Here is a 23,830-nt window from a genome sequence, read left to right on the forward strand (position 1 = left end):
GAGATGCGCGCAGCACAGGGGAGCCCGACATCACGATCACCTTGGGACGCCACCGGCCGCTGATCCAGACCCCCTGGGACGAAGCGGCCGTTCGGGTCGCGATCGACGACATTGCAGCCGACACGATCGCCCAGTTCGATCCCGACAATTTCTGGCCGGCCCATCCCAGCGACGACGGGACGGCAGACGGTGACCCCAGCTTCTACAAGGGCGCGGCGGGGGTGATCTGGGGGGCTGGACTACTTGCTCCGTATCGGTGCGACAGGCCGTGCGAAGGACTTCCGCCCCGTGCTGTCGAGGCTAATGGAGCGGACGGTCATCGATCACGCAGCCAACTCGCCTGCCGACTACGAGAAACACGGCTCGCTGCTCCGTGGCGAGGTGGGGGCCGCCCTTCTCGCCATGCGGCTCACGCCACTGTCGAGCCTCGCCGACCTCATTCATTGGCACGCCGAGAAGAACGACGAACTGCCGATCCGGGCAGCTGATGATTTCGTTCCTTTGCACTTGCTCGCTTCGAGACGCCTGACGGCGGGGCTGCCGGCAGAGATTGCGACGCGTTTTGATATTGCTTTGGCTCTTGGCAAGGCGCAATCTGATGACACTGGATGGCCGACTTTTCGTTGGCCTCACGATTTCACCAAAACATTCTTTTCTGGCCCCTTCAATCTCATTCGAAAAGGGAGAATTGTCGTGAGACTTGCGATTTTTGTTGTCGTGGCCCTGTTGGGATCTTCGGGCGCGGCTTTCAGTGAGGCGAGCGATTGCAATATCGAAGCTTTCAAGGCGATGCGCATCGAGGATTCTTCCCTTGCAGTCATGCTCGCCCAGCTCAAGTTGATCAATGAGGCGAACTATGAAGAGGCAAAGAAGTCTGCCTCCGCAATCATCCCCGAATATTTCGCTGGAGATTTCAAGAGCTTCGCGGCAAAGCGCGCCAGCATGTACCAAGAGACGCGGTTCAACTATAGCGTTGACGAAGCGAAGCATCTGGTGACGTCGGGCGTCGATGAAAATGGCCTTGCCGCCTACACGGCCTGCCTTCAGTCGAGATCGCCCCTGACCGCTGTGGTGACCAAGAGCCCCAGCCAGCAGATCGTCAGCTTACGAATCCGCTTCGAGCCTAAGAGCGCGATCCCGAACCCCAATCCCCTCATCATTCAGGTCATTGGCGGAGAGTCGTTTGGCGTTGTCGGCGACCAGAAAGACAAGATCGTCGAGGCTAGCGTCGGTCCCGGAGAGCGGATCTACGTCTTCAAGCGAGTACCAAACTCGGAATTTGTCGCCGTCGTACAGATGCCGTCGCTCAGTCTCGCTGCAAATGACGTTTCGTTACCTCCACCACCGGTCTTGAAGGAGATCGTGCAGACAAAAAGCATATCGGTCAATGGCGGACCTATGCATCTCGATCATCCTACAGGCGCGCCGGTCGGCAAATCAGCAGGCCCGGTGCAAACATGCGCTGCGGCGGACGCAGGTTGGGAGCTGATACCCGATACCGCGGCTCTTTCCTTCTCCGAAACACGTCCGGGGTGCTTTACCGGAAAGAGCGCGGTCGCCGACGAAAGCAAGGTCTGCTTCAACGTGACGCTCAGCATCAACGCGGGTGACTCCTGCGACGTCAATTGGACCGTCTCCACCAAACAGCGTCGCACCGTGAAGGTGTTTCAATAAGCGCGCGGCTCCGGATCTCGCAAGACGGCGGTTGGATGGCGATCAAGCACTGAGCGACCGTCCCGCCGTCGGCCTGGCGCTCATTGCCGCGGCAGGAGCGACCGTCCTGCGCCACTGCGATGTCCAGCATTTGCCGCCGATCGGCGGTTTCGTCGTCCTGCTCGGGCTTGCCGCCGCCGCGCCTGAGGAGACCGGGCGGCCTTCGTCCAGCCGGGACTTTCGCGTCCAATGCCGGTCAGCATCTGTGCCGAGATGAACCTTCTGCCTGCTGCCTTGACCTACTCAAGGGCGGGAGGAGATCGAGGTCGCAATGACGGCTCTGACCAAGGCATTTCATAAGGCATTTTCCGAAGCATCCGACAGTACGAAACACGAACTGCTCAAACAGTTCCTTCTGCTCTGTGCCGCCATATTGCTGGTGTCGGCGATGGCGCTGACCTACGGGACGGATCTGAGCCACGGCTTTTTCTGATCGGTCTTTTGTTGCTCCGCGTCGGTGAACGGCGGCCGGTGATCGGCATACCCATGTTTGCCGCGGGCATGAGCGGAACGCCCGGCCTATCGCGCCTCGACGAGCGCCGCGAGCTTCGCGAGCGCCATCCGCCAGCCGGCCTCGTTGTCGGCGGGCGATACGCCACGGGGCAGTCCATCATGCGTGGCAAGGAGTTTGGTCCCGCCATCCGCATCGGCGAGCGTGATCGTGATGGTCATCTCGCCGCGTAGCGCAGGATCCGTGGTCTCGAACTCGTCCACTTCGACAACCTGCTCATTCGGGACGAGCTTCACAAAGCGACCGCGATACGTATCCGTGTGCGCCGTCGTCTTGCCGGTCCCGGTCGGCACGTCATAGGTAAGCGAAATCCGCAACGCGCCGCCTTCACGGGCGTCGAACGCATGCACGTCGCAGGTCATCCCGTCCGGCACCTTCCATTTTGCGATCGCGCGCGGATCGAGCAGCGCTCGATAGACCGCCGGCCGAGGCGCGGCGATGTAGCACCGTATCGAAAGGGTCTCGCGCATGTTCATTCCCCGCGGACCTTGGGCATCGTCTCGAGCCATCATCCGATAGGACCGATGGTGTACCGACGGCAGGCTTTTGGATAGGCTGGTTGCCAATCATGCGCCCCGCGGCCTGCCTGCTTGACGCGACCGACGGACAGCACCCGAGAGCCCGACACGATGATCACCCTGGGACGACATCGGCCGCTGGTCCAGACTCCCTGGGACGAAGCGATTGCCCTGGCCGCGATCGAAGACATCGCGGCCGATGCGATCGCCCAATTCGATCCCGATCATTTCTGGCCGGCCCACCCCAGCGACGACGGGACCGCCGACGGCGATCCCAGCTTCTACAAGGGCGCCGCGGGTGTGATCTGGGCCCTCGACTACCTGCATCGTGTCGGCGCAACCCGAGCGACCAAGGATTTCCGCCCCGTGCTGTCCAGGCTGATGGAGCGGACGGTCATCGACCACGCAGCCAATTCGCCTGCCGACTACGAGAAACATGGCTCGCTGCTCCGTGGCGAGATGGGGGCCGCCCTGCTCGCCATGCGGCTCACGCCACTGTCGAGCCTCGCCGACCTCATTCATTGGCACGCCGAGAAGAACAACGAGCTGCCGATCCGGGAGCTGATGTGGGGCCTGCCGGGGTCGATGGTCGCGGCGGTCCACATGGCGGGGATGACCGGGGAAGCGCGCTGGCGCCGCCTGTTCGAGGGGCAGGCGGCACGGCTGTTGGCCGAGCTGGAGGACACACCGCAGGGCCCGCTCTGGACCCAGGATCTATATGGCGCCAAGGACCGCTTTCTCGGACCCGTTCATGGCTTTGCCGGCAACGTCATCCCGCTGTTGCTCGGATGGGACTGGCTGACGGCGGCCCAGCGGGCTCATGTGGCCGCCTTCGTCCCGAAGGCGCTCGCGGCCAACGCATGGCGCTATGACATCGGAACCACATGGGGACCGCGAAGCAAGCGTGAGAAGCGGCTGTTCCTCTGTCAGCACTGTCATGGTGCCCCGGGCATGGTGACGACCTTTGCCGACGCGCCGTTCGCGACGCCGGACTTCGACGCGCTGCTGCTGGACGGCGGACGCTTCACCTGGGCCGCCGGACCACTGACCAAGGGCTCGAACCTCTGCCACGGCACCGGCGGAAACGGCTACGCCTTCCTCAAGCTCTATCGCCGCACCCACGACCCGGTCTGGCTCGACCGCGCGCGCCAGTTCGCGATGACCGCCATCGTGCAGGTTCGCGGCGGCCAGATGGTCGCCGGCCGCGGACGCTATTCGTTATGGACCGGCGACGTCGGCCTCGCCGCCTACCTCTGGGATTGCATCACCGGAGAGCCACGGTTTCCGACGATCGACGTGTTCTGAAGCAAGTTGGGGACTGCTATCAATGTCTGTTTCGAGCAAGGAAGAGACAAGCACGATATCATGATGTAGGTCTTCCTGATGTTCAGCTTTCGTGTGAACGAGACCTTCGCCCTTGAAAGTCGCCGGTTGTTTGTTCTGGCTGGCGAGATGGCAGGTGGGCAGATTCAGGCCGGCATGATCGTCAGCGTGCCGCTAAACTCTTCGCTATCTATCTCTGCCCCCATTCACAGCATCGAATTTGCCCGTAGAACCGGTGGGCGAGACGATGTCTGCCTCTGCATTGCCTATGAAGACTCTGATGAACTCGAAATATGGAAGGGACTTGATCTCAAAAACGAGATCGTAAAAGGCGTACCCACGGCACACTCCGTCTAACCCTCTTGCTGGAGGTCTCTTGAGTGACAACGGCGACCTTCCAATAGAGCGCGCCAAGTGCTTTCGTCCGGTTCAGATCGGGGAGCCGGTCTTGTCGGCATTGGTGCGCGGTCGTCTCTTTGCCCCTCATCCGCATCCAGATCGCCTACGCCAGAAAAACTCGTTTTGACTGCGGCCTCAAACACATGTCTCTGTCCAGTCTCCCGAGCATGAAGATTCTTGTTTCTTTTTTCCAGAATTTATGCTTCTATCTGCCCGTCCCGTCTCACAAGAGGGGCGCTTCGCGGTCGTCACGAACGTCGAGGCGGGATGCGGTGGGCGTGTCGATGTTGCAGCGTGGCTGAGCCGCGCCGACGAACGACGTCGATGCGCACGGTCAAGTCGCGTGGTCCTGGCATCCCGACGCTGATGCCCAGCGCAAGGTGCGCAAGCGCGTTGTGCGATACGGTGGCCAGAAAGCCCGGCGCACCGGGGAGATCGCGAAGCAGCCGTCAAAACCATCGCGCGGGGAATGCCGGGTGTTCTCGGCTGAACCTGTGGTGACTGCCGCCTGCTTTTTTTCTGCAGGCGGGCCATGGGTGCGGCCAGCGCCCGGCATTCCCCGTGCCCTCTTCGACGAAGAGGGAGGTCGATCAGAACAGCTCGGACGCAAAGCGCGCCGCGAGACAGCGAAGCCATGTCTGAAATCCAGACCGCAGCATCCACCCGACACACCCGTCCGACGATCAGCAGGCCGCCGATGAAGCGAAAGAGCGGCACCGCGAAGCGCCCGGGCATCCCACTCTTGTCTGGGCAAGCCCCGCGATGTGGATGGCCGGGCCTTTGCCGCGCCGAAGCGACCGCGGCCGCGCAAGCGGGACGAGCCCGGCCGGGACGACGCGGCGACAGAAGGACAGATGCATGAATTCACGACTATGGTCGCCCTGCCCTGGGGCTGGCGGACCCGCGACGCGAGCCACGGCTGATGTTTGGCTTCGACGTCAGAGGATCTTCAATGATCGTGAGATCGAACGAGGCTGGGTCACCGGCCTGATCGGCCGATGGTGGGCACGACAGGGGCGAAAACACGGATCAAGATCAATGATTTAGGCACCCGCACCAGCGTTCCAGGGCTCTTGGTTTCAAAAGGGAATTTCTGGCGATGCCCGCACCATCCAAGGGGTAGGTTGGAAGCCAGAATCGCCTGAAAGTTGCCAAGACTTCAGAAAAGTTGACTGCCTGCCCTTTGGGCTCGGCGCCCAAAGGTGAAGTTCGGATCCCTCGTTCGCCCAACCTCTCCTGTGTTTCGATGGTTGCGGGGAGGCGCAAGACTCGCGCACGCGCGAGATCCACCCATGTGTCGTGCCGACACCCCGCTGCCAGCTGGCATTGCAATGCTCCGCGATCGCGTTCTCTTCATATACCCAGGGCCGCTCAAGGTCCTTGGTCCGCGCCCCAGTACCGCGCGCAGGCGCGCGGACCGAAGCTTCATTGTGCGAGTTGGTGCTCAACCTTCCTGAGTCCTCTCGCTTCAAGAGGATACCCAATTGCAACCGAGTTCGCGCCGATGCGGCCGCGAGATCGAGAGCGCGCACCCACGGACCGGGTAGTGGACGCAGTATTGACGGGACGGATCAGAATACGGGCAGTTGCGTGAGCAACTTGACTTCATCTGCGCCAAACCTAAGCCGCCGGAGTTGGGCCATCATCCCCGAACACGCCAAACCGCGATTTTGGACGAGGATGCGAGTCCCAATGGCTCGAGAAATTCAGGAACTTCGCCTCGAGCCAACAATGATTCTAAGCCATCCGGAGCGCGCTCAATAACGTTACGATTTGGAGATGTCCGACACGTGACCACATAATCGACGTGGTAGTCTCGTAGCATCTGATGCGCGACCGGCGCTGGCGCAAGCATGAGCTTGAGCATCGCGAGATTGCCATCGTTGTTCCGGTGGTATGGGGCCGCAAACACGGCGTGTTTCGTCGCAGCCAATATGGCCGGGCCGAGATCGATCGGCGCCATGACGCTTCCTCTTGCCAATAGCCCCATAGGCTCGGCATCCGAAACACTTTGACATCGGGACTCGTCAGGTTCAAATACCATTTCAGTCGGCTCTACCATCGAATCGATCAGTGGTTTCGCGCATTTTCCAAGCACTGCGAACATGACCGGAGAGACGACGAACGCCACCAGAACGAGGCTGCTTGTCTGGGCAAGCGATGGCCAGATGAAGACGGCGGCTGCGGCGAATATTGGCGCTGCCGCCATGGCAGCCCCGCCTGTTCCGCGCATTTCCCACACGCTGATCACAATCAACGTCGCGAGGGCAGCGACACCAACACCCCACCGAAATCGATCAACCGGGTTGGCTCGCAAAAATGCCGCTGCCGCGATTGCCATTGTTATAAGAGGAAACGCGTAAAAGCCGAGTACTTCCTCTGGACCGATCCGGATCATCTCCGCCAGGGATACGGTCTCCTGAACATGATCGAGCCATAGAGAAACGACCAGCGGATCAAGCTGCGAATACGGCAACACCAGCGATCGCGCAAAAAGCAGGACGAACGCACCGAGCAAGGCGATCACGGTTCCGGTCGCAGTACCAACACGCAGCCATAGCGAGGATCGGTAACGCTCAATTCCAACCATTAGCACCAGGCCAACGCTCCCGCCCACGGTCAACAAAAGCAGCGGGCCCCCGAACGCGTCAAGCACGGGGAACGTTAGTTCCTCTGCCGGAACCAACGCAAATCCGAGAGCCGCCGATGATGCGGCTAGCGCGAGAGCAAAGGCCGAGACTTCGCGCGCAACCTCTCCACCACGCCAGACGAAAAGACCCGCCATGGCACCGCATATCGTGACGATCACCGGTAGGATCTCAACTCCGATTGCGAGCGACACAGATCCGGTCAACGCTGCGAGCGCCGCCCTGGTCGCGCTTCGATCGGCCTGGATCGCAAAGAGAAGCATCAGGAGCAAGAGATCGATTTGCACGTTGTGATGATCGATCGCGCCCGGCTTGAAGTGTATCAATGCTGGCGCTGCCAGCATAGCCAGCACAGCTGCGCCCAGCGATGAGGCCGCGACGCCTTCGCTCATACGGTAGGCAATCGTCCCGACGAGCACGAGAGCCACGAGAAGCAGAAGTATTGGCCAGACGAACAGCGTTACCGCTTCCGCATGGAGCGGACCGATCAAAGGTTTCAGTGTCAGGATCGATATAGCTAGTGGCAGATCGACAATGCGCGACCAATGCATGAGCACGCCGGATGGACCCAGGCGGTATTGCCGGAGATCCCACCAGGCCTGGCCGTCGAGAAAATCCCGGATTTCGACAAGACGCATCGCATCATCGGTCGACATGGCGTCGAAAACGACGCCCCTGATCGAGAGCAGCTTGAACGCCATCGCCGCAGTAAGCCCCAGCACCAGGATCAGGATCAGAACGCCGACCGCTCTTACTCTGCCTTGGCTTGGAACCGAGTTCAAACTCGAAACGGCGTCTGACATGATGAGCCCACTGGTTCCCGCAGCATCAACAACCGAAATTAACTGGAGCAGCACGCACCGCGTCGAACTGCCCAACGTCTGCACGGCACTGAGCCCATCGGGTTCAAGTGCTCCGCCAGCCTGCAGATATCGAGCCGATTCGTTGCTCGCCGGACCCAACTCGGCCCGTCTGGCAGCGCCACCAAGATGTGACCGGGGTCTACTCCGACGAAGATCCGGCGTTTGGCATAGCGGACGGCCAATAAGCGTGCGATTGCGCGCGGCGCTGTGAACTGACCAATAGGGATCTCAAGAAGTGCTTGACCATCACGATGGACCCGCCAGCCACAACGGCGCCTCCGATGAGGTCGATGATGTAGTGCGCACCGATCAGGGGCGTCGCGGCAACCATCCAGGTATTGAGCGCGATCGACGCCGGCCGCAAAACTCGGATCGGCCACAAAGCCCAGATATAAAGAACTGCCGACGCCGTGTGGAAGCTTGGGAATGATACGATGCCCGCCAGCCTGAGCACGTCGAGCTGTCGTAACGACCCATCTCGTAACGCGAAGATATCCCGAAGCTGCGCCGCGTAATTTGCTGAGTCAACCTTCGGGAATTGCTCGCCCGGCGACAATCCCAGACCATAATAAGTCCCTATGGCCGGAATGAAGGCGGACACGACAATCGTTACAGCGAGTGCAACGCTCAATGTCAGCACGAATTGCTGAAGTCGCAAGAACCGCGATCCCATCGCCAAAATGATCGGGATCGCGAGCAGGGGCCACTTGATGAAGCCGTATCCAACTTTCAAGTAGTGTACGATCCAGCTGTGGGCATTAAAAAACGCTGCAATCCCCTGGGGATCAAACCCAATTGCGCGGTCGATCCACAATAGGCTCCGATCCTGTAGGGGCCAATTCATCGCGTTTGCGACATAACTAAGAGGGCCAGCGATCGCCGTGAGCAATATGATCTGAGCTGTGACACCAAACCAGAAGACAAGTTTAGGATCCGCGGAAGCCTGCCTGATGTGGGCATAAACATAGGCAATACTCGCAAGCGAAATCGCAATAGCAACGAGAACTCCGAAACCCACTGGCTCCAAGGAAAAGTCGGAGTACGTCAAGGCACTCAATAGCGCCGCGCCTAACAGAGCGATTGGCAGCCAGTTGAGATTGAGTGTTTGCCACGCGAGGTTTTCTTCGTCGGTTTTCATGCCTGCAGGCCATCGTTTCCTTCAACGAAGCTCTTTTGACGATCGCGAGCGCAACATCTGACGAAAGCACGGAACATTGGATCGCATTCCCAGGGAGCTGGTCGCGGCACATCTCTCAAGCAGGGCTCTTAAGCCCGGCCAGTAGCCCGCAGATCACCCGATCTCTCACCCCGCAAAATTACGGGACAAAACTTAAGGTAGTGTGAAAAAGGAGATCCTGAGATTCACGATTCACAAACGAGGCACGTTCTGAAGCCATTTTGCAGAGCGGCCGGATTCATGAGAGGGCATTTTCGTAGATCTGGCTGGGCACAATTCTCTCACCGGTTGCGTACCATTGTGGAACCTGTGCCGCGGCTTTTGCGCGGGGATATAACGCCGCGCGATCTCTAGGCTACGGCAGCAACGAAACCACGCTTTACAATCGTTTGGCCGGTGAGCGAGAGCCCTGGAGTAGATCGGTGAAGCAGAGCGGGCGTTGGTGGAAACCTCGCCGTCAACTTTCTACGCAAATGCGCATCAGCTTCTGCTGCTCCGGGGGACGCAGTACCTGGCGATATCCCTTGGCGCCACGTCAGCGCGCGACAGCGGGCCTGACATAGACACTTTCGTACTTCCCGATATGGTCCTCAGTCCAGCCTCGCTTTCCTACGAGGAACTGCCTCAATTCATCATGCCCCTTAAGCCACAAGACAGCATCGATATGGTACTTCTCGAGCACCTCATCCCAGGCGGCTTCATCGACCTCCCAATGCACGAGCTTGAAGTAGTCGCGGAGCAACTCATCAGGATAAGCCGTGGCCGCTCGGCCGTCGACAAAGAGCCGGACTGATCCATGGGTAAGGAAGATCAGATATCCTCCAACATTCCAATGGTTAAGCACCCGCGCATGCGCAAGATGCTTCTCCAGGTATTCGGCGTCCTGCTCCGACAACATGTTTGGCAATGCCAAAGCCGGCTGTACTCGGATAAAAGTAACCGGAAGGACACATGCGCCAACGAGCGCTGCAGTCAGAAGCGCCCGCTGAATTTGCGGCTTGGGCAGCCGAGTGGGAAGAAGCCGATCGAGATGAAGAGCCACCGGCACCGTCGAAAAGATGAAAAAGAATGACATGTATCGAAACTGGCAAAGTCCGAGCGCGAGAAATACCCAACACAGAATGCGGTGCTCGGCGCGGATTTTCGCCGTTACGCCGTACCGCAGTTCCAGCGCGATGAACGCAATAATGTAGGCCATTCCGGGAAGGCTGCCCGGAATTTCGACATTGTGAGAATAGGGAAGCCACTCTCCAATATGTCCCTGAACAAAGTGTCCCAAGGTAGCCGCCACACCTTTGTAGATTTTCCAGCCGAGCGGATTGACGAAGGTAGCCGCTAGGCAGCCGCAACCAGCCACTACGATGGCTTTTAAGTCGTTCCAGTCACCTCGGAGAATGGCCCCGCCACCGAAGACAGCAAGGATCATGAAGCCAAGCACGAATCCACCGTGCAAATTCACCCAGAGCACCATCAGCAAGGGTAGCAACGACAGTTTGGTCGGCCGCAAACACTCCCGGTAGAAAATCACGCTGAATACCATGGTCGCGATGTTGGGAGATGCTGCGAGATAGCTGTTAGGCGCCGTATCGTAGGAGGGATACAGCAGGCAAACCGCAAATGTCCCGATGCAGGCGGCGAACGCGGAAGCGCCACTTCGCAAGCAAGCCGACGTGAGATATCCAGCGATCAGGATTCCGCACACCAAGACGAGGACAACAAGACCTCCGTATCCGCCGAACTTGAAGATTGTGCTGGCAACCACGTCCCATAGCCACGAGAGATTGAACCACTGTTGGGTCCCGAGGGTGAACGACCAGGGATCCTGGAAGGGGATGCGCTCTTCCGTTCGAATCAAGTCGCCAGCGGCAAGATGCCAGCCAAGGTCGTAATGACTTAGGACGAGTGATGCGTTGGAAAGATAAAAGACGCTCAAAAGAGAGATCAGGAACGCGTAAGTTCCCAAGTGGTGCGACGGCGGCTGATCGGTCGCAGCCGACGTGGCCAGCACCTCACGCCCGGGTAACGTCTGCTCGCACATGTTGTACTTCTGCCTTCCCAGCAGCGCGCGCAACCCACTTCGTTACCGATATTTTTGCGCTACCTGTACCTGAATACGGGAGGGCGTCTAAGGCGGAGTAAAAAACACGTTCGCATCCATCTCCTCGCACGGACAAATGGACGCTAGTTAACAACCTATGAATGACAGATGTGCCCGGGCCGGCTGATGGAAACGGCGTTTTGGACGGGCGTCCCCAGAGGCGAGGAAGTGCCGCCGTCGTCGCGATGAAGGTGAGTCTTGTCAACGATCGTAGCTGGCTTGCCGCACCAGTCGACGAGGGACTTACTTCCCCCTCGTCTGGCGCCGAGATTGAGGCGTTCGCAATCCTGCAGAATCACTAGTTGCTGGCGTGGCCGGCGGCAGAGGATGCGGAGGCACGTCGGGAATCAGGCCGAAATGAGATTGAACTGGCGCGCCCGACGAGTCGAGCGAGCCAGCTTTCGTCTCCGTGTACCTTACCCTCTACGCGTGCCAAGCGGCCGCAATCGATGCCTGCAAGCTCGGGTCGCTGGACGCTGCCTGGCTCCCTGCGCTGGACGGATCGAAGCCCGCATGGCTAGACGAATAGCTCGCCATCGCCTGGACCAGCTGCGAGATCTGGCTGTCAATCTTGAGACCGCCGGCGGTGATCTCCTGCAGCTGGTTCGATGGCGCCGAAAACCAGTTCTTGATCGTGACGTTCTGAGTCGTGCCGAGCAGATCGATCTGCAGATCGTTGCCGGACTGCAGGAACCAGAGATCGTTGTCCGTCACGCCCGTTCCGAAAGCTAGCTGTCCGCTGGCGGTGGAGCTGCTCGCAGTTCCGTTCACGATCGTCTCCTGGCCCGCGCCGAACAGGTACCGATCGTTTCCTCCGCCACCGATAAACGTGTCATTGCCGGCGCCGCCAACAAAAACTTCAGAGCTAGCTGTTCCTGCCAGCGTAGCCGAACCTGCTGTGCCGGTAGAGCCGGTCCCGACCACGAGCTGCACCTGCTGGTCGGCAAATCCGAGCGAAGCAATGCCGGACAACGTGTCGGTTCCGTCCGGACTGCCGCTGCGCAGGTCGCTGACCACGACCTGATTAGCCGAATTCAAAGATACCGTGTAGTTCGCAAAGTTGCCGGAGAATGCGGCCGTATCAACCCCGCCCCCACCGACGATCACATCGTTGCCTCCGGATCCGACGAATATCTCGTTGGCCGCGGAGCCGCTCAGCGCATCGACGCCCGCCGTTCCCGAGACGACCCCGATCGCTCCGTCAGCAAAGATCAGCTGCGTCAGGCCTACCGCGGAATTGGCGCCCGATGCGCCTGCACGAGTGTCCAGGATCAAGACATCGCCGAAGGCATCGGCGGCAAATCGATAGCTGCCGTAGCTTCCGGCAAAGATCAGGCTACCGGTCGCAGTCGCAAAACTGTTTGCTCCTGCCGGCGCCGTCAGCGTCACGACCTCGCCGCCTCCATTCTGGAAGTAGCGAACCTCGACCGCATGCGACCCGATCCCCAGTGTCACCTGGCCGGAGACCGTGTTATTGCCGTGCAGCCCGTCATTGTTCACGACCCGCACGCCATCGATGTAGAGCGCGGACCCGTCGTCGGAAGCCAGGCTGAAGGTATAGGTTCCAGCCGTCGTGATGGTGAGGTTGGCCTGGTAGGCCGTCGCGAAATTGACGTGCGACGAGGCTGGCCAGGCTGCGTCTGCGGTGCCCGAGATTTGGGACACTGTCGTCACGAAGCTCGGCGCCGCCCCCCAGTTGACGTCCGACAGCTGCGACGGTCCGGACGTCAGGGCAAAGAAGTTCGCGACAAAGCCCGCTTGACCGTGCCACGCTCCCGCCATCGCGCTCTGCAAGGCGAGGTCGCCGGGGACCTGCGAGACCGACGCCGGATCAAAGCCCGGGTGGGCCGCCGTATAGGCTGACATCGCCTGAACCAGCGTCCCGATTGCGCCGCCATCCAGCACCGTCGTTCCTGCAGTGATAGTCTGCAACTGGCTGGCGGAGCCCGCAAACCAGTTTGCGACCGTCACCCGCGTCGCTGTGCCGAGCACGGCGACCACCAGATCGTTGCCCGATTGCGTGAACCACAGCTTCTGCGCTGTGGCCCCGCTGCCGAAATCGATCTGGTTCTTCGCGCCGGCCGTCGCCGACAGATTGATGGTGGCCTGCCCCGTGCCGGACGATACCCGGAACAGGTTGGAGCGGGTGCCGCCGAACGCCGTCTCGGCCCCATCACCGAGCACAAAGAGGTTGGAGCCCGTCGCGTTGCCGACCAGGGTCGGATTGCTGCCGCTGCCGGTCCAGGTGAAGGTCAGCGACGCGTCCCTGACCGCGGCCCGGTCCCAGACCGTGCCGTCGGCAAACCGGACCTGCTGGACGCCGCTGGTGCTCGACTTCACCATGTTGTCGATCCTGATCACATCGCCGTTGTTGCCGATCGTGAGGATCCAGTCGTTGCCGTTTGAGGCGACGGCCACCGCCACGTCGGATGGCCGGATTCCGGCTCCGAGCGACAGCACATTGGCCGCGGTGCTCGAGCTGTCGGTCTCGTCGATCTCGAGCTGGCCGTATCCGGTGTTGAACACGAACGTGTCGTTGCCGCCGCGTCCATGCGCGACATCATTTCCTCCCTTGCCGTCGAATGTGTCGGCTCCGAGCGAGCCCCAGAGGACATCGTTGACGGTGGTGCCCATCGTCTCCAGTGCGAGCAGCTGTTGCCGCGACAACACCGTACCGTCGGCGAACGCCACCGACTGGATGCCGCCTGTGCTCGTCAGGTCGCCGTGAATGTCGATCTTGTCGGTGTCGTCGTTCCGGATCCGAAGGATCAGATCGGCGCCATTCTCGACCTGCACATAGATGTCCTGGGCAGAGATGCCGGCGCCCAATTTGATGGCGCCGGTCGCGCCGGCGTTCAGATTGACGTCCGTCCGCCCGACGCCGCGGCTGTAAAGCAGGGTGTTGGTGCCCCCCACTGCTGCCGCATTTGCAAAATTGACCGAGACGTTGCTGGCGGTGATTTCATAGACGTTCGAGCCGTAGCCTGAGCCCGATAGTCCAGCCGACGACGTGTTGCCGAGCCAAGTGAAGGTGATCGGCACCGACGCTGAGCCGCCCAGCGCGATTGAGCTGCCGTCGCTGAACACCAGTCTATTGATTGAACTGGTGGCGACACCACCGCTGATCGTCAGATCGTTGTGTACCAGAATGTTGTCGAGCGCGTTATTGCGGAACTTGACGATCATATCGCTGCCGCTGGACTGCAGCAGCACGTCCTGCGCCGAGATGCCGGTGCCGAACTGCAACGTGCCCTTGCTCGCGCCGGGCCATACCGACAGGGCACCAGATCCTGCCGCATACTTGACCGTGTTAATTCCGGCCACACCGTTGCTGTAATCGCCGAACCCGAGATTTCCGGATGCCGACACCTCGAACACGTTCGAGCCGAAATTCGAGTTGCCAAGATTGAAGCCGTTGGTGTTACCGACCCAGGTGAAGGTAATCGGCACCGAGGCCGAACCTCCCAGCGCAATCGAACTACCGTCGCTGAACACCAGCTGATTGATCGAGCTAGAGGCAACACCGCCACTGACCGTCAGGTCGTTGTGAACGAGGATGTTGTCGCTTGCATTGTTGCGGAACTTGACGATCAGGTCGCCGCCACCGGCTTGCAGCAGCACGTCCTGCGCACTGATGCCCGCGCCGAACTCCAGGGACCCCTTGCTCGCGCCAGGCCAGGCCGTCAGGCTGCCGGATCCTTGCGCATATTTGATCCGGTTCGTTCCAGCGACCCCGTTGCTATAATCCGCAAAGCCCAGATTTCCGGCTGCCGACACCTCGAATACGTTGGAGCCGAAATTGCTGTTGCCGAGGTTGAAGCCGTTGGTGTTGCCGACCCAGGTGAAAGTCAACGGTGTGCCTAGGCCCGCAGCCGGCTGTCCGACCGGTAGCACCGCGCCGTCACTGAATGCGATGCGAATGATCGCGCTGGAGACGCCCCAGGGCTGTACGGTAAGATCCCGCGGCACGGTGATGACGTCGGTGCTGTTTCTGAACCTGATCGTCAGGTCGCCATTGCCATTCGCCTGGAAGTAGAGATCGGACGACGAGATCCCCGCTCCCATCCGGATCGTCGTGACCGTATTAGCAACGGTCACCTGGCCGCTTCCGGCGGTGAAGGGATACGCGTTGGCGTCGCTCGATCCCGCCAGGATGTCCAGGATCTGCGCTTGGCTCCAGCTGGCGCCATCACTGAAGCTGACGGTGGATAGCGTCCCGTTGCTGAACTGCGCCTTAACCGTGACGGTCTTTCCCGTCGCCGTATTCGCGATGATGAGGTCGGAGCCGTTGCGGCTGAGCGTTACCGCGGTCGAGGGAATATCTTGCATCACCAGGATGTTGCCGCTCGTACTGTCCTCGATGACGTCGTTGCCGCCCGTCGAAGTGTAGATGTAGGTGTCGGTTCCCCCCTGGCCGTTCAGATAGCGGTCACCGGCTCCTGCCAGGATCGTGTCGGCCGCGTTGAAGCCGTAGATCGACGTCGCGCTGGAGCTCGCTGCCTGCTGCAGCACGAGGGCCCGCAGGTCCGCCTGCTTCCAGACCGTGCCATCGTCGAACACGACCTGCTCGACGCCCTGGCTGAACCAATCGTCGAGTGTCTGCTTGATCAGGACCGAACCACCGTCACCGGCGCCCGGCGCGCTCTCGGCAATCACCAGGGTCAGGTCGTTGCCGTTGCGAACGAAGCTGATGTCGGAAGGCCGGATCCCCTTGAACTTCAGAGTATCGTAACTCGAGGCGTTGCCCACCGTTCCCTCGATGATGGTGTCGTTGCCATCACCGCGGTTGTAGATATAGGTGTCGTCGCCGCTCCCGCCCGACATCACATCGTCGCCGCGTCCACCGGTGATAACGTCGCTGGTGTTGAAGCCGTCGATGACGTCGTTGCCGGCGGTCGAGTATTGTGTCAGCACCTTGAGGCGTAAATCGTTCTGCGTCCAGACGGTCCCGTTGTCGAACACGACCCGCTCGATGCCCTGGCTGAACCAGTCGTCCAGAGTCTGCTTGATCAGGATCAAGCCACCATCCCCGGCGCCCGCCACGGTTTCGGCGATGACGAGCGTCAGATCGTTGCCGTTGCGGACGAAGCTGATCGCGGCGGGATCGATACCTTGAAGGCGCAACGTATCGAACGTCGAGAAATTGCCGGCCGGCCCGTCGATGATGGTGTCGTTACCGTCGCCGCGGGCGTAGATATAGGTATCGTCTCCGGCGCCGCCGTTCAGCGTGTCGTTGCCACGCCCGCCGATTAGGATGTCGTTGGTGTTGAAGCCGTTGATGACGTCGTCGCCCGGCGTGAACGCCTGCGACAGCGCCGTCGTGCGCAGATAATTCTGGTCCCAGGTCGTGCCGTCGTCGAACACGATGTTCTCGACGCCCTGGCTGAACCAGTCGCCTAGCTCGTCCTTGAGCACAATTGAGCCGCCGTCATTGGCGCCGGTCACGCTTTCGTTGATGATGAGCGTCAGGTCGTTGCCGTTGCGGCTGAACGAGATGCTGGCCGGGCTGATCCCTTTCAGCCGCAGCGTGTCGATCGTGCTGTAGTTACCGGAGGTGACCTCGGTGATGACGTCGTGGCCGTCACCGCGATTGTAGACATAGGTGTCGTCGCCGGCGCCGCCGGCGAGGGTATCGTCGCCCTTGCCGCCTTCGATCACATCATTGGTGTTGTAGCCGACGATCACGTCGTTGCCGTCGGTCGACGCCTGGGCCAGCAGCTTCAGCCGCAGATCGTTCTGGGTCCAGACGGTGCCGCCGTCGAACTTGACCTGCTCGATGCCGCGCGCGAACCAGTCGTCGAGCTCATCCTTGAGCAGGACCGAGCCGGCATCGCCGGCCCCGTCGGCGCTCTCGGCGAACACCAAGCGGAGATCGTTGCCGTCACGGACGAGCGTCACACCGGCCGGATTGATGCCCTTCAGCACCAGCGTGTCGAAGGCAGAGGTCTGCGCATCCGGACCGTCGATGATGGTATCGTTGCCGTCGCCGCGGGCATAGACGTAGGTGTCGTCCTCGCGGCCGCCATCGATGACGTCATCGCCTTTGCCGCCCTGAAGCGTGTCGGCATAGGAGAAGCCGTAGATCACGTCGTTGCCGTCAGTCCCAGCGCTCGCATCCATGCTCTGGATCACGTCCTCCCAGCTGACATAGGAGCCGTCGGCGAAGGTGAAGTATTCAATCCGGTCAATGGTGGTGTTGAGCAGACCGTAATCGACCCGGAACTGGCCCTTGACGGTCACGGCGTCGTCCGTGCCGGTGATCGCAATCGTCAGATCATTGGAGTTGCCGTCGCGCTGGAACGACAGGTCATCGAGCGTGATGCCCTCACCGAACCGCAGGAAGTCCGGCAGCTCGCCCCAGATCCAGGCCTGATTGTCCTCGATCGTGTCATGACCGTCGCCGCGGCCGAACATGTAGGTGTCACCGCCGTCGCCGCCTGACATGGTATCTGTGCCGAGACCTCCGTTGAGAACGTCGGCGTCCGGCGTGCCGACCAGATTATCGTCAGTGGCGTAGGACGGCTTCCCGACCGCGTTGGCGAGGTCGATCTTGTCCCAGGTGGTGCCATCGGCGAACTTGATCACCTCGATCGACTTGTCGAAATCCTGATAGGCGGTCACGAGGCCCGGCCGGCGGCCGGCGAACTCGTCGATCACCCGGATCTGGTTGTCGGTGCCGTTCTGGGTGATGACGAGGTCGAGCCCGTCACGCACGAAGGTGAGATCGGAGACGTTGAGGTGGGCGAACCAGATCGCGTCCTCCTGATTGTCGCCAAGCCCCTGCCAGACGTCCTGAATGACGTCGTGGCCGAAATTGGTGCCGACCACATAGGCGTCGTGGCCGCCCTGCCCTTGGACGACCTGATCGGAGCCATTGAGATAGAAGATGTCGTCGGTGGTGTCGCCGCCGGTCAGATTGCCGTTGCCGATCACAAGCTCCGAGGCCGGGATGTCGAACAGCTTGTCAGCGACCGCCTGCAGCGACAGGTTGACCGGAACGTTCTCGAACGCATTGACGATGTTGGCAAACAGATAGGCATCGGTGATCTGCCGTCCCTGATCGTCACGCTGGAAGTCCGGCAGCATCATGCCGATGATGCCCTTCCATTGCTCCAGATAGTTGCCAGCCGCCGTCGGATCACTCGGTGTGTGCTGGAAGATCTGCTCCAGCATCGGCGCGAACTGCTGGTCGGTGGTCGGCTTGAAGGTGTCGGTCGCCACATCATAGGCGATGCCGGCGAAGAACGGCTTAAGCTCGCCCTGCATCGCCACGCGGATGGCGAGCTTGTTCAGCTCGTTCCAGCCGGCGGTGACGGCGTCGGAGACGCGCAGGATCGCGTCCGCACTCGGATTGGTGGGGATACCGAAGCCGATTCGCTCGCCGGTGAAGCGCTCGAGGAAGGCGATGTCGGCCGCCGTCAGGATCTGCCAGCTGCCCTGCTCCGGCGTACTGCCCAGCACCTGCTGCAACGTCGGACGCTCGATGACCGCACCAGCGGCGTCACGGACGGCCTGGCCGCTGGCATAGGCGTAGAAGATCCCCTCGTCGTCCGACTTCGTGATGATGAAGTCGTAGAGCACGGCGCCCTTTTCGTTGGTGGTGCCGACGAAATGGAAATCCTCCGTCGGCTCGGTCCCAGGCGTGCCTGTCGGCACCGGAACGGCCGCCTGCCACGCATAGAGGATCGGGCGGACGGCGTCACGCAACGCGGCCAGCGACAGCGTCGCCATCGTCGGCAGCGCTGTGTCGACGACATTGATCAGGCTCGGCTTCAGCGTCATCGCGACTTGCAAATCCGTCAGCGTGCCGAAGCCCTTGAGGTTCGGCCGGCTCGCCGCGGCATCGCTGACGGTGGAATCCCCCATCCATCTGGTGTTGCTGTTGTCGGTTTCGAGCTGGACGTCCGCCGCCAGCCCGGTGGTGCCGTCAGCCCGAATGAAGGTTCCCGTCTCCGAGATCGTGTCAGCGCCATCGGTGTAGGTCGACGGCGTCGCGCCGGTCGAGATCGCGACGATATCGAACTCGGCCAGCGACTTCAGCTCACCCGCATCGGTGATACCGTCCTCATTGGCATCGACCCAGACCTTGAGCGACGAGAACGTGTCGGTCTCGTCGATCACGCCGTCGCCATTGAAGTCGGCGAGGCCGTCATCAAGCGCGCTCACCTTCCCGTCATGATTGCCGTCGAGCAGCGCGAGCTGGGCAAAGCCCGGCGTGGTCTCGTTGCCGAACATCTCGCCGACGTCGTCAATGACACCATTGCCGTTGAGATCGCGCACCAGGAAGCCGTCGTCGCTACCGATCCAGCCGACCGGCTCCGCAAAGCCATCCTTGTCGATGTCGAACTTGGCGTTCGACGCCTCCTGAATGGTGAAGCTGATGCCGTTACCGTCGAGGTCGAGCACCAGCGGATCCTTGCGCTTGGTCCGCGGCCAGCCGAACATGGCCTGCCCAACCTTCTCCGTGGCCTGGAGCATGGACGCAGCGGTCTCGAATGCATACGTCCACATATTGCTGCGGATCGTCTTGAACGTGACCTCGATGACGTACAGACCGGCGATAAGGTTCGATGCACCGGGGTCGAAATTGAAGCGCGAGATGAACGTCTCGTTGCCCTGGCGATCCAGAACGACCAGGTCACCTGAGGTGTTGTGATAGTAGCGGTCGAGATGAGTATCATACGCATAGACGCTCTCAGACCCGCCCCAGCGCACGGCGCCTGTCAGCGTCTGGCCGTACCAGGTGAGCCGGTCGGATGCATCCGCGTCCTGAATCAGCGTCTGACCATTGTGAGACAATTCGATTGTGTCGGCGCCGCCGCCGGTCTTGATGATCGTGCCCTTACCCGTCGACTTGACCGTGTCATCGCCATCGCCGAGGTTGAGCAACAGACCAGCGGCGCTGGTGCTGACCGTATCGTTCTTCGACGTCAGCCTGATCTCGTCGAACCCGGCGAAGGTGATATTGTCGAACCGAATGTCATCTCCGGCTGCGGTCAGCACGACCCCAGCCGACATGTTCCCAAAATCGAGCACATCTCGACCAGGAGCTGGCTGCGCATCGGATCGATTACCCAGACCATCGACGGGTACACCGTCAGCATTGAAACGAATTTTGTTCTTTTGATTCCGTATGCTGTCGTCGATATGCAGGTGATCCTTTCCGTTGCTGAGATCGACCTGCTCGACGCCAATCAGGGTGTCAACCCGGCCTTTGTCACCAATCGTGATTGAAACACCCAAGTCAGGGTTGAGCCCTGACAGCTTTGCACCGCTTGCCGTTATTTCCTGCCCGGCAAAATCACTCCCATAGATTGCAGTGTCCTCCCCTGCGCCACCCAGGAACGTGACAGAGGAGCCTTCAATTTGGCCGGGACGGGCCGTATAAGTGTCCTTCTGCCCACCGCCAATGATGATGTCTTTACCACCACCACCTTCGAATCTGTTTATCGCGTTGCCACCGACGATGATATCAGCAGCGCTTGATCCCTTGATATCGCTCCCGCCGTCCCCACCGATAATGACCTGTGAGGTGACAGCATCGGTCGTGATCGGAGACTTGCTCGCATCATAGGTCAGGTAGCGGTAATCAGCACCCGCCTGGGCGATGAGAACCTCCCACGACGGGAGAGCTTTCGATCCGCCTTGAATCTCAAGGTAACTTGCACCGAGAACCGCGCGAATAGCAGCACTTGACGATGATCCGCCGATTGGCGACGACATGCCGAGATCAGTCCAAACTGCCTGTGCAATCGCCGTGTTGATATCACGGACGCCAAATTTCTGCGGGGGACCGCCGTCAATCTGATCCCATTGATCAGGACTCATCGGCTTGATCTGATCGAGTCCAACGCGAACATAGCCTGCGGTTGGACCATCGGCGTTCCCTGCGCCGAACACTTCAAGTCCATCCGGCCCAACGGGCGCACCCACCGGGGGGTCGGCGACGTTAATCGAGTCGCGTACGACCTGGAGTCCGAGCTTCACCACGCCCGAGTGCACAGAAAGATTGTCGGCAGTATCGGATTTGCCTACAGCAACGGCACCTTTGGCGAGCCACGTCCCAAATCTTGCATAGAACCGATCATAGAATCCATCTGTGACATCGACCGACTTCCAAAGAGCATTCTCGAGAATCGACGGGTTTGGGCCCGCACTGCCCATGGGCTGGCTCGGCCCCGCGCGGTCGTGATCGACAACACCGGTGATACCAATTGAATCAAAGAAGCTCACGCGTAGCGCCTTGTCGGCACTCAAGAGACTCCCGAAACTCTGCGACGAATCGAGCGTTCGAATTACAAGATTATGAATTGCTGGACCATGCAGGGATATTGAGTCCCCATCGCCTATGTTCATGGACGTCTTTGGCGCAGAGAACTGATTTGCGATCAGCCCGATACTGAACCCCACGGCGCCACTCGTGAGCGCCTCCCCTTGAATCGAATAAATCTGCGATAGGTTGTTCAAATTACGATTCAGAAAGTTCAGGCGGATCTGCCGATCGAGCAGAACCTCGTCCATTATGCTATCGTATTGTCCGAAGAATTGATGAATACTGGAACGGAGCGCATCTCCGCCAAGCGTAAGTATGTTGTCCTCAATCTGGCCTACGGGTCCGTTCTTCAATTCCTCAATCGTGATGCCATGCCGCTCAAACGCATAGCGCGTCGCCTCGAACTCAAGCTGGTGCTGAAACGGCGCAGGCGCGATAAGGTAGGCAGGCAACCCGAGCGTGGCCGACACCAAACCAGCAAGCCCCCCGCCGAGCGACTGGCCAACAACAACGACCTTCCTACCGGCAGCCACTGCTTCGGCCGCTTGCGCAAGCGCAAGCGCATCATCAAACTGAGTCCTGCTGCTGGTACCCCTTCCGAGAACGAAGTTCCCGTAATTAAAATCTCGCAAATCTATTGATGAAGACCGCTCAAATCCAGCCTTAGCGACAGCAAGATCTTTAAGACTGCCCGCCATGTCCGTTCCGCGGAAGACGACGTAGACGGTATCGTCCGTATTGTTGACAACAACCCGCCCAGCAAAGCCAGTCGTATCATCGTAATAAAATGCCGAGTTTCCATCCTCGTAGATATTAGCCGCTCGAAGGCCCGTTACACCGGACACTTGAATATCGGCGTCGGATAACTGCTGATCCCCTGCCGCCCGGCGATAGACCTGCTCAGCGAGCGCGGCAGCCGTTTGCAATTCATTTAAAGACATCAAACATCCCCCCTGGTCGACGACAACCCAATTAAGAATTGTCGGAAAATGAAATCGTCACGCTCGACGATGGCTGCAGGCCTCGAATTTCTCTCACCGGACACAACAACTCCATCAACGTAGTTCGTAGCCGGAGAGTTGAGATATCGAACACTTGGTGCCTGGGCTGGGTCCGGATATTCCACCCCCGTCGGAAATGTCTCCGGCATAGGGCGACAGTATGCAAACCCGCGAGTTGCCCCACCTCGAAAGTCTATGCTGGCGCCGACATGTGGACCATTCGACAACAGCTCAAGCGCTCTTGCTTCAGGATCGCTCGGCCACGGCAAGGCTTGCCACCCGCCAATATCTGGATAGTAGGACGGTGCAACGGGGCGTTGATGTCCGGACCATTCGACAGGATTTCTCCTCGGCATTCCTAAGTCTGCAATCCCATACTCGGTCTGTGAAAGCAGGTTGTACGATGCAGTCGGCTTGTCGTACTGCCGATCCGTCATCATCAATTCGCCAAATGTCGGCGAGAACGCGTCTCTCCCGCCCGGGTGCGAAGGCAGCCAATACCGCGGGCGATTGGTCGGCCATAGCTCGGCCGCACGTTGGCGCTCAGCATCCGTCAATCGAAATCGAGCGTAGCCAAAACATCCAATACCCATCGGGATCCTTGCCGCGGTCGTACCAAACCTCTTCACAGCAACGGGGCCACTCGCTGTATGATAAGATGACCGGCTCACGAGGTTCGGCTGTTCGCTTCTGAACCTATCGAACGCGGCTTTGTCCGCCGACTCGATCGACGCACCGTCGAATTTTAATGAGGATAGCGGGCTATCGAAGGCATCATCCGTCAAATATGCCGTTCCGAAAGCCAATGTCTCAGCATCATCAAAGACGACAATGAGCGGCAACAGGTCGACAGGCACACCACCATTTTCGGTCGTTTCACCACGACAAGCACGAGGGGGACGGACGACGATCGCCTTTCCATCAGCCATCCTTCGGCCAAAGACGGTCGGCGTCAAACCGACTTCCAGCGTTCGTGCCCCGTCCATATAGTTCACTTGCCGCACGTCACATGCAACTACGATATCGAAACTTTGCAAATCCCCATTGTAGACCAACCTGACCTTTAGCCGGTAATAGCTCCCCCGTTCGTTATCGACTGATTTGACGAAATCCCAATTTCCCAGCAAAGCCTGTACGAACGGAGTGTTCTTGACCACGAAAAACACCACGACCACCACCAGCAGCAAGGATATAACAAGTGCATTTCTTATTTTCATGGTGAAGCCTGGACCGAACTAAAACAGCCGAGATTTAGCGAACAGAGCGTTCGTTTTTCCGTATACTTGCTGACTTGCCTATTCTCTTG

Annotated in this window: 10 protein-coding genes; 4 read left to right on the forward strand and 6 right to left on the reverse strand. The window is 59.9% G+C overall.

The genetic code is table 11. The features are described 5' to 3' along the window. Positions 1 to 303: 303 nt before the first annotated feature. Together ACQR0W_RS13810 and ACQR0W_RS13815 are read left to right on the forward strand one after the other, a co-directional pair. Positions 304 to 1,674: a hypothetical protein gene (locus ACQR0W_RS13810; protein ID WP_315825433.1), complete on the forward strand. Its 1,371-nt coding sequence runs from the start codon at positions 304 to 306 to the stop codon at positions 1,672 to 1,674. 310 nt (positions 1,675 to 1,984) lie between these two features. Next, positions 1,985 to 2,146: a hypothetical protein gene (locus tag ACQR0W_RS13815; protein WP_315716595.1), complete on the forward strand. Its 162-nt coding sequence runs from the start codon at positions 1,985 to 1,987 to the stop codon at positions 2,144 to 2,146. A gap of 86 nt (positions 2,147 to 2,232) precedes the next feature. Here ACQR0W_RS13815 and ACQR0W_RS13820 read toward each other — a convergent pair whose 3' ends face one another. Continuing rightward, positions 2,233 to 2,694, reverse strand: coding sequence for an SRPBCC family protein (locus tag ACQR0W_RS13820; protein WP_315716594.1), 462 nt, complete (start codon positions 2,692 to 2,694; stop codon positions 2,233 to 2,235). Positions 2,695 to 2,853: 159 nt separating this feature from the next. Between ACQR0W_RS13820 and ACQR0W_RS13825 the strand changes: the two genes are divergently transcribed. Then, on the forward strand, positions 2,854 to 4,047 hold the full coding sequence (locus ACQR0W_RS13825) for a lanthionine synthetase C family protein (protein ID WP_315753326.1): 1,194 nt from the start codon (positions 2,854 to 2,856) through the stop codon (positions 4,045 to 4,047). A gap of 78 nt (positions 4,048 to 4,125) precedes the next feature. Continuing rightward, positions 4,126 to 4,422: a hypothetical protein gene (locus ACQR0W_RS13830; RefSeq protein WP_316187075.1), complete on the forward strand. Its 297-nt coding sequence runs from the start codon at positions 4,126 to 4,128 to the stop codon at positions 4,420 to 4,422. A gap of 1,684 nt (positions 4,423 to 6,106) precedes the next feature. Here ACQR0W_RS13830 and ACQR0W_RS13835 read toward each other — a convergent pair. The 5 genes from ACQR0W_RS13835 to ACQR0W_RS13855 all read right to left on the reverse strand — a co-directional run bounded on the left by ACQR0W_RS13835 (position 6,107) and on the right by ACQR0W_RS13855 (position 23,741). Beyond that, positions 6,107 to 7,915 carry a hypothetical protein gene (locus ACQR0W_RS13835; protein WP_315801841.1) on the reverse strand — a complete coding sequence of 603 codons (1,809 nt, stop codon included), beginning with the start codon at positions 7,913 to 7,915 and terminating at the stop codon, positions 6,107 to 6,109. Positions 7,916 to 8,114: 199 nt separating this feature from the next. Then, positions 8,115 to 9,113: a phosphatase PAP2 family protein gene (locus tag ACQR0W_RS13840; protein WP_434840697.1), complete on the reverse strand. Its 999-nt coding sequence runs from the start codon at positions 9,111 to 9,113 to the stop codon at positions 8,115 to 8,117. A 574-nt stretch (positions 9,114 to 9,687) separates the two neighbouring features. After that, entirely contained in the window at positions 9,688 to 11,223 is a 1,536-nt protein-coding gene (locus ACQR0W_RS13845) for a hypothetical protein (protein ID WP_316179576.1), read from the reverse strand. A 450-nt stretch (positions 11,224 to 11,673) separates the two neighbouring features. Next, positions 11,674 to 22,464 carry a calcium-binding protein gene (locus ACQR0W_RS13850; RefSeq protein WP_434840698.1) on the reverse strand — a complete coding sequence of 3,597 codons (10,791 nt, stop codon included), beginning with the start codon at positions 22,462 to 22,464 and terminating at the stop codon, positions 11,674 to 11,676. Further along, positions 22,464 to 23,741, reverse strand: a complete 1,278-nt coding sequence (locus ACQR0W_RS13855) for a hypothetical protein (RefSeq protein WP_434840699.1) — start codon at positions 23,739 to 23,741, stop codon at positions 22,464 to 22,466. Before ACQR0W_RS13855 ends, ACQR0W_RS13850 begins: the two co-directional genes overlap by 1 nt. Between the last annotated feature and the right edge of the window lie 89 nt (positions 23,742 to 23,830).

It is taken from the genome of Bradyrhizobium sp. HKCCYLRH1034, assembly GCF_051168375.1.
Taxonomy (GTDB): domain Bacteria; phylum Pseudomonadota; class Alphaproteobacteria; order Rhizobiales; family Xanthobacteraceae; genus Bradyrhizobium.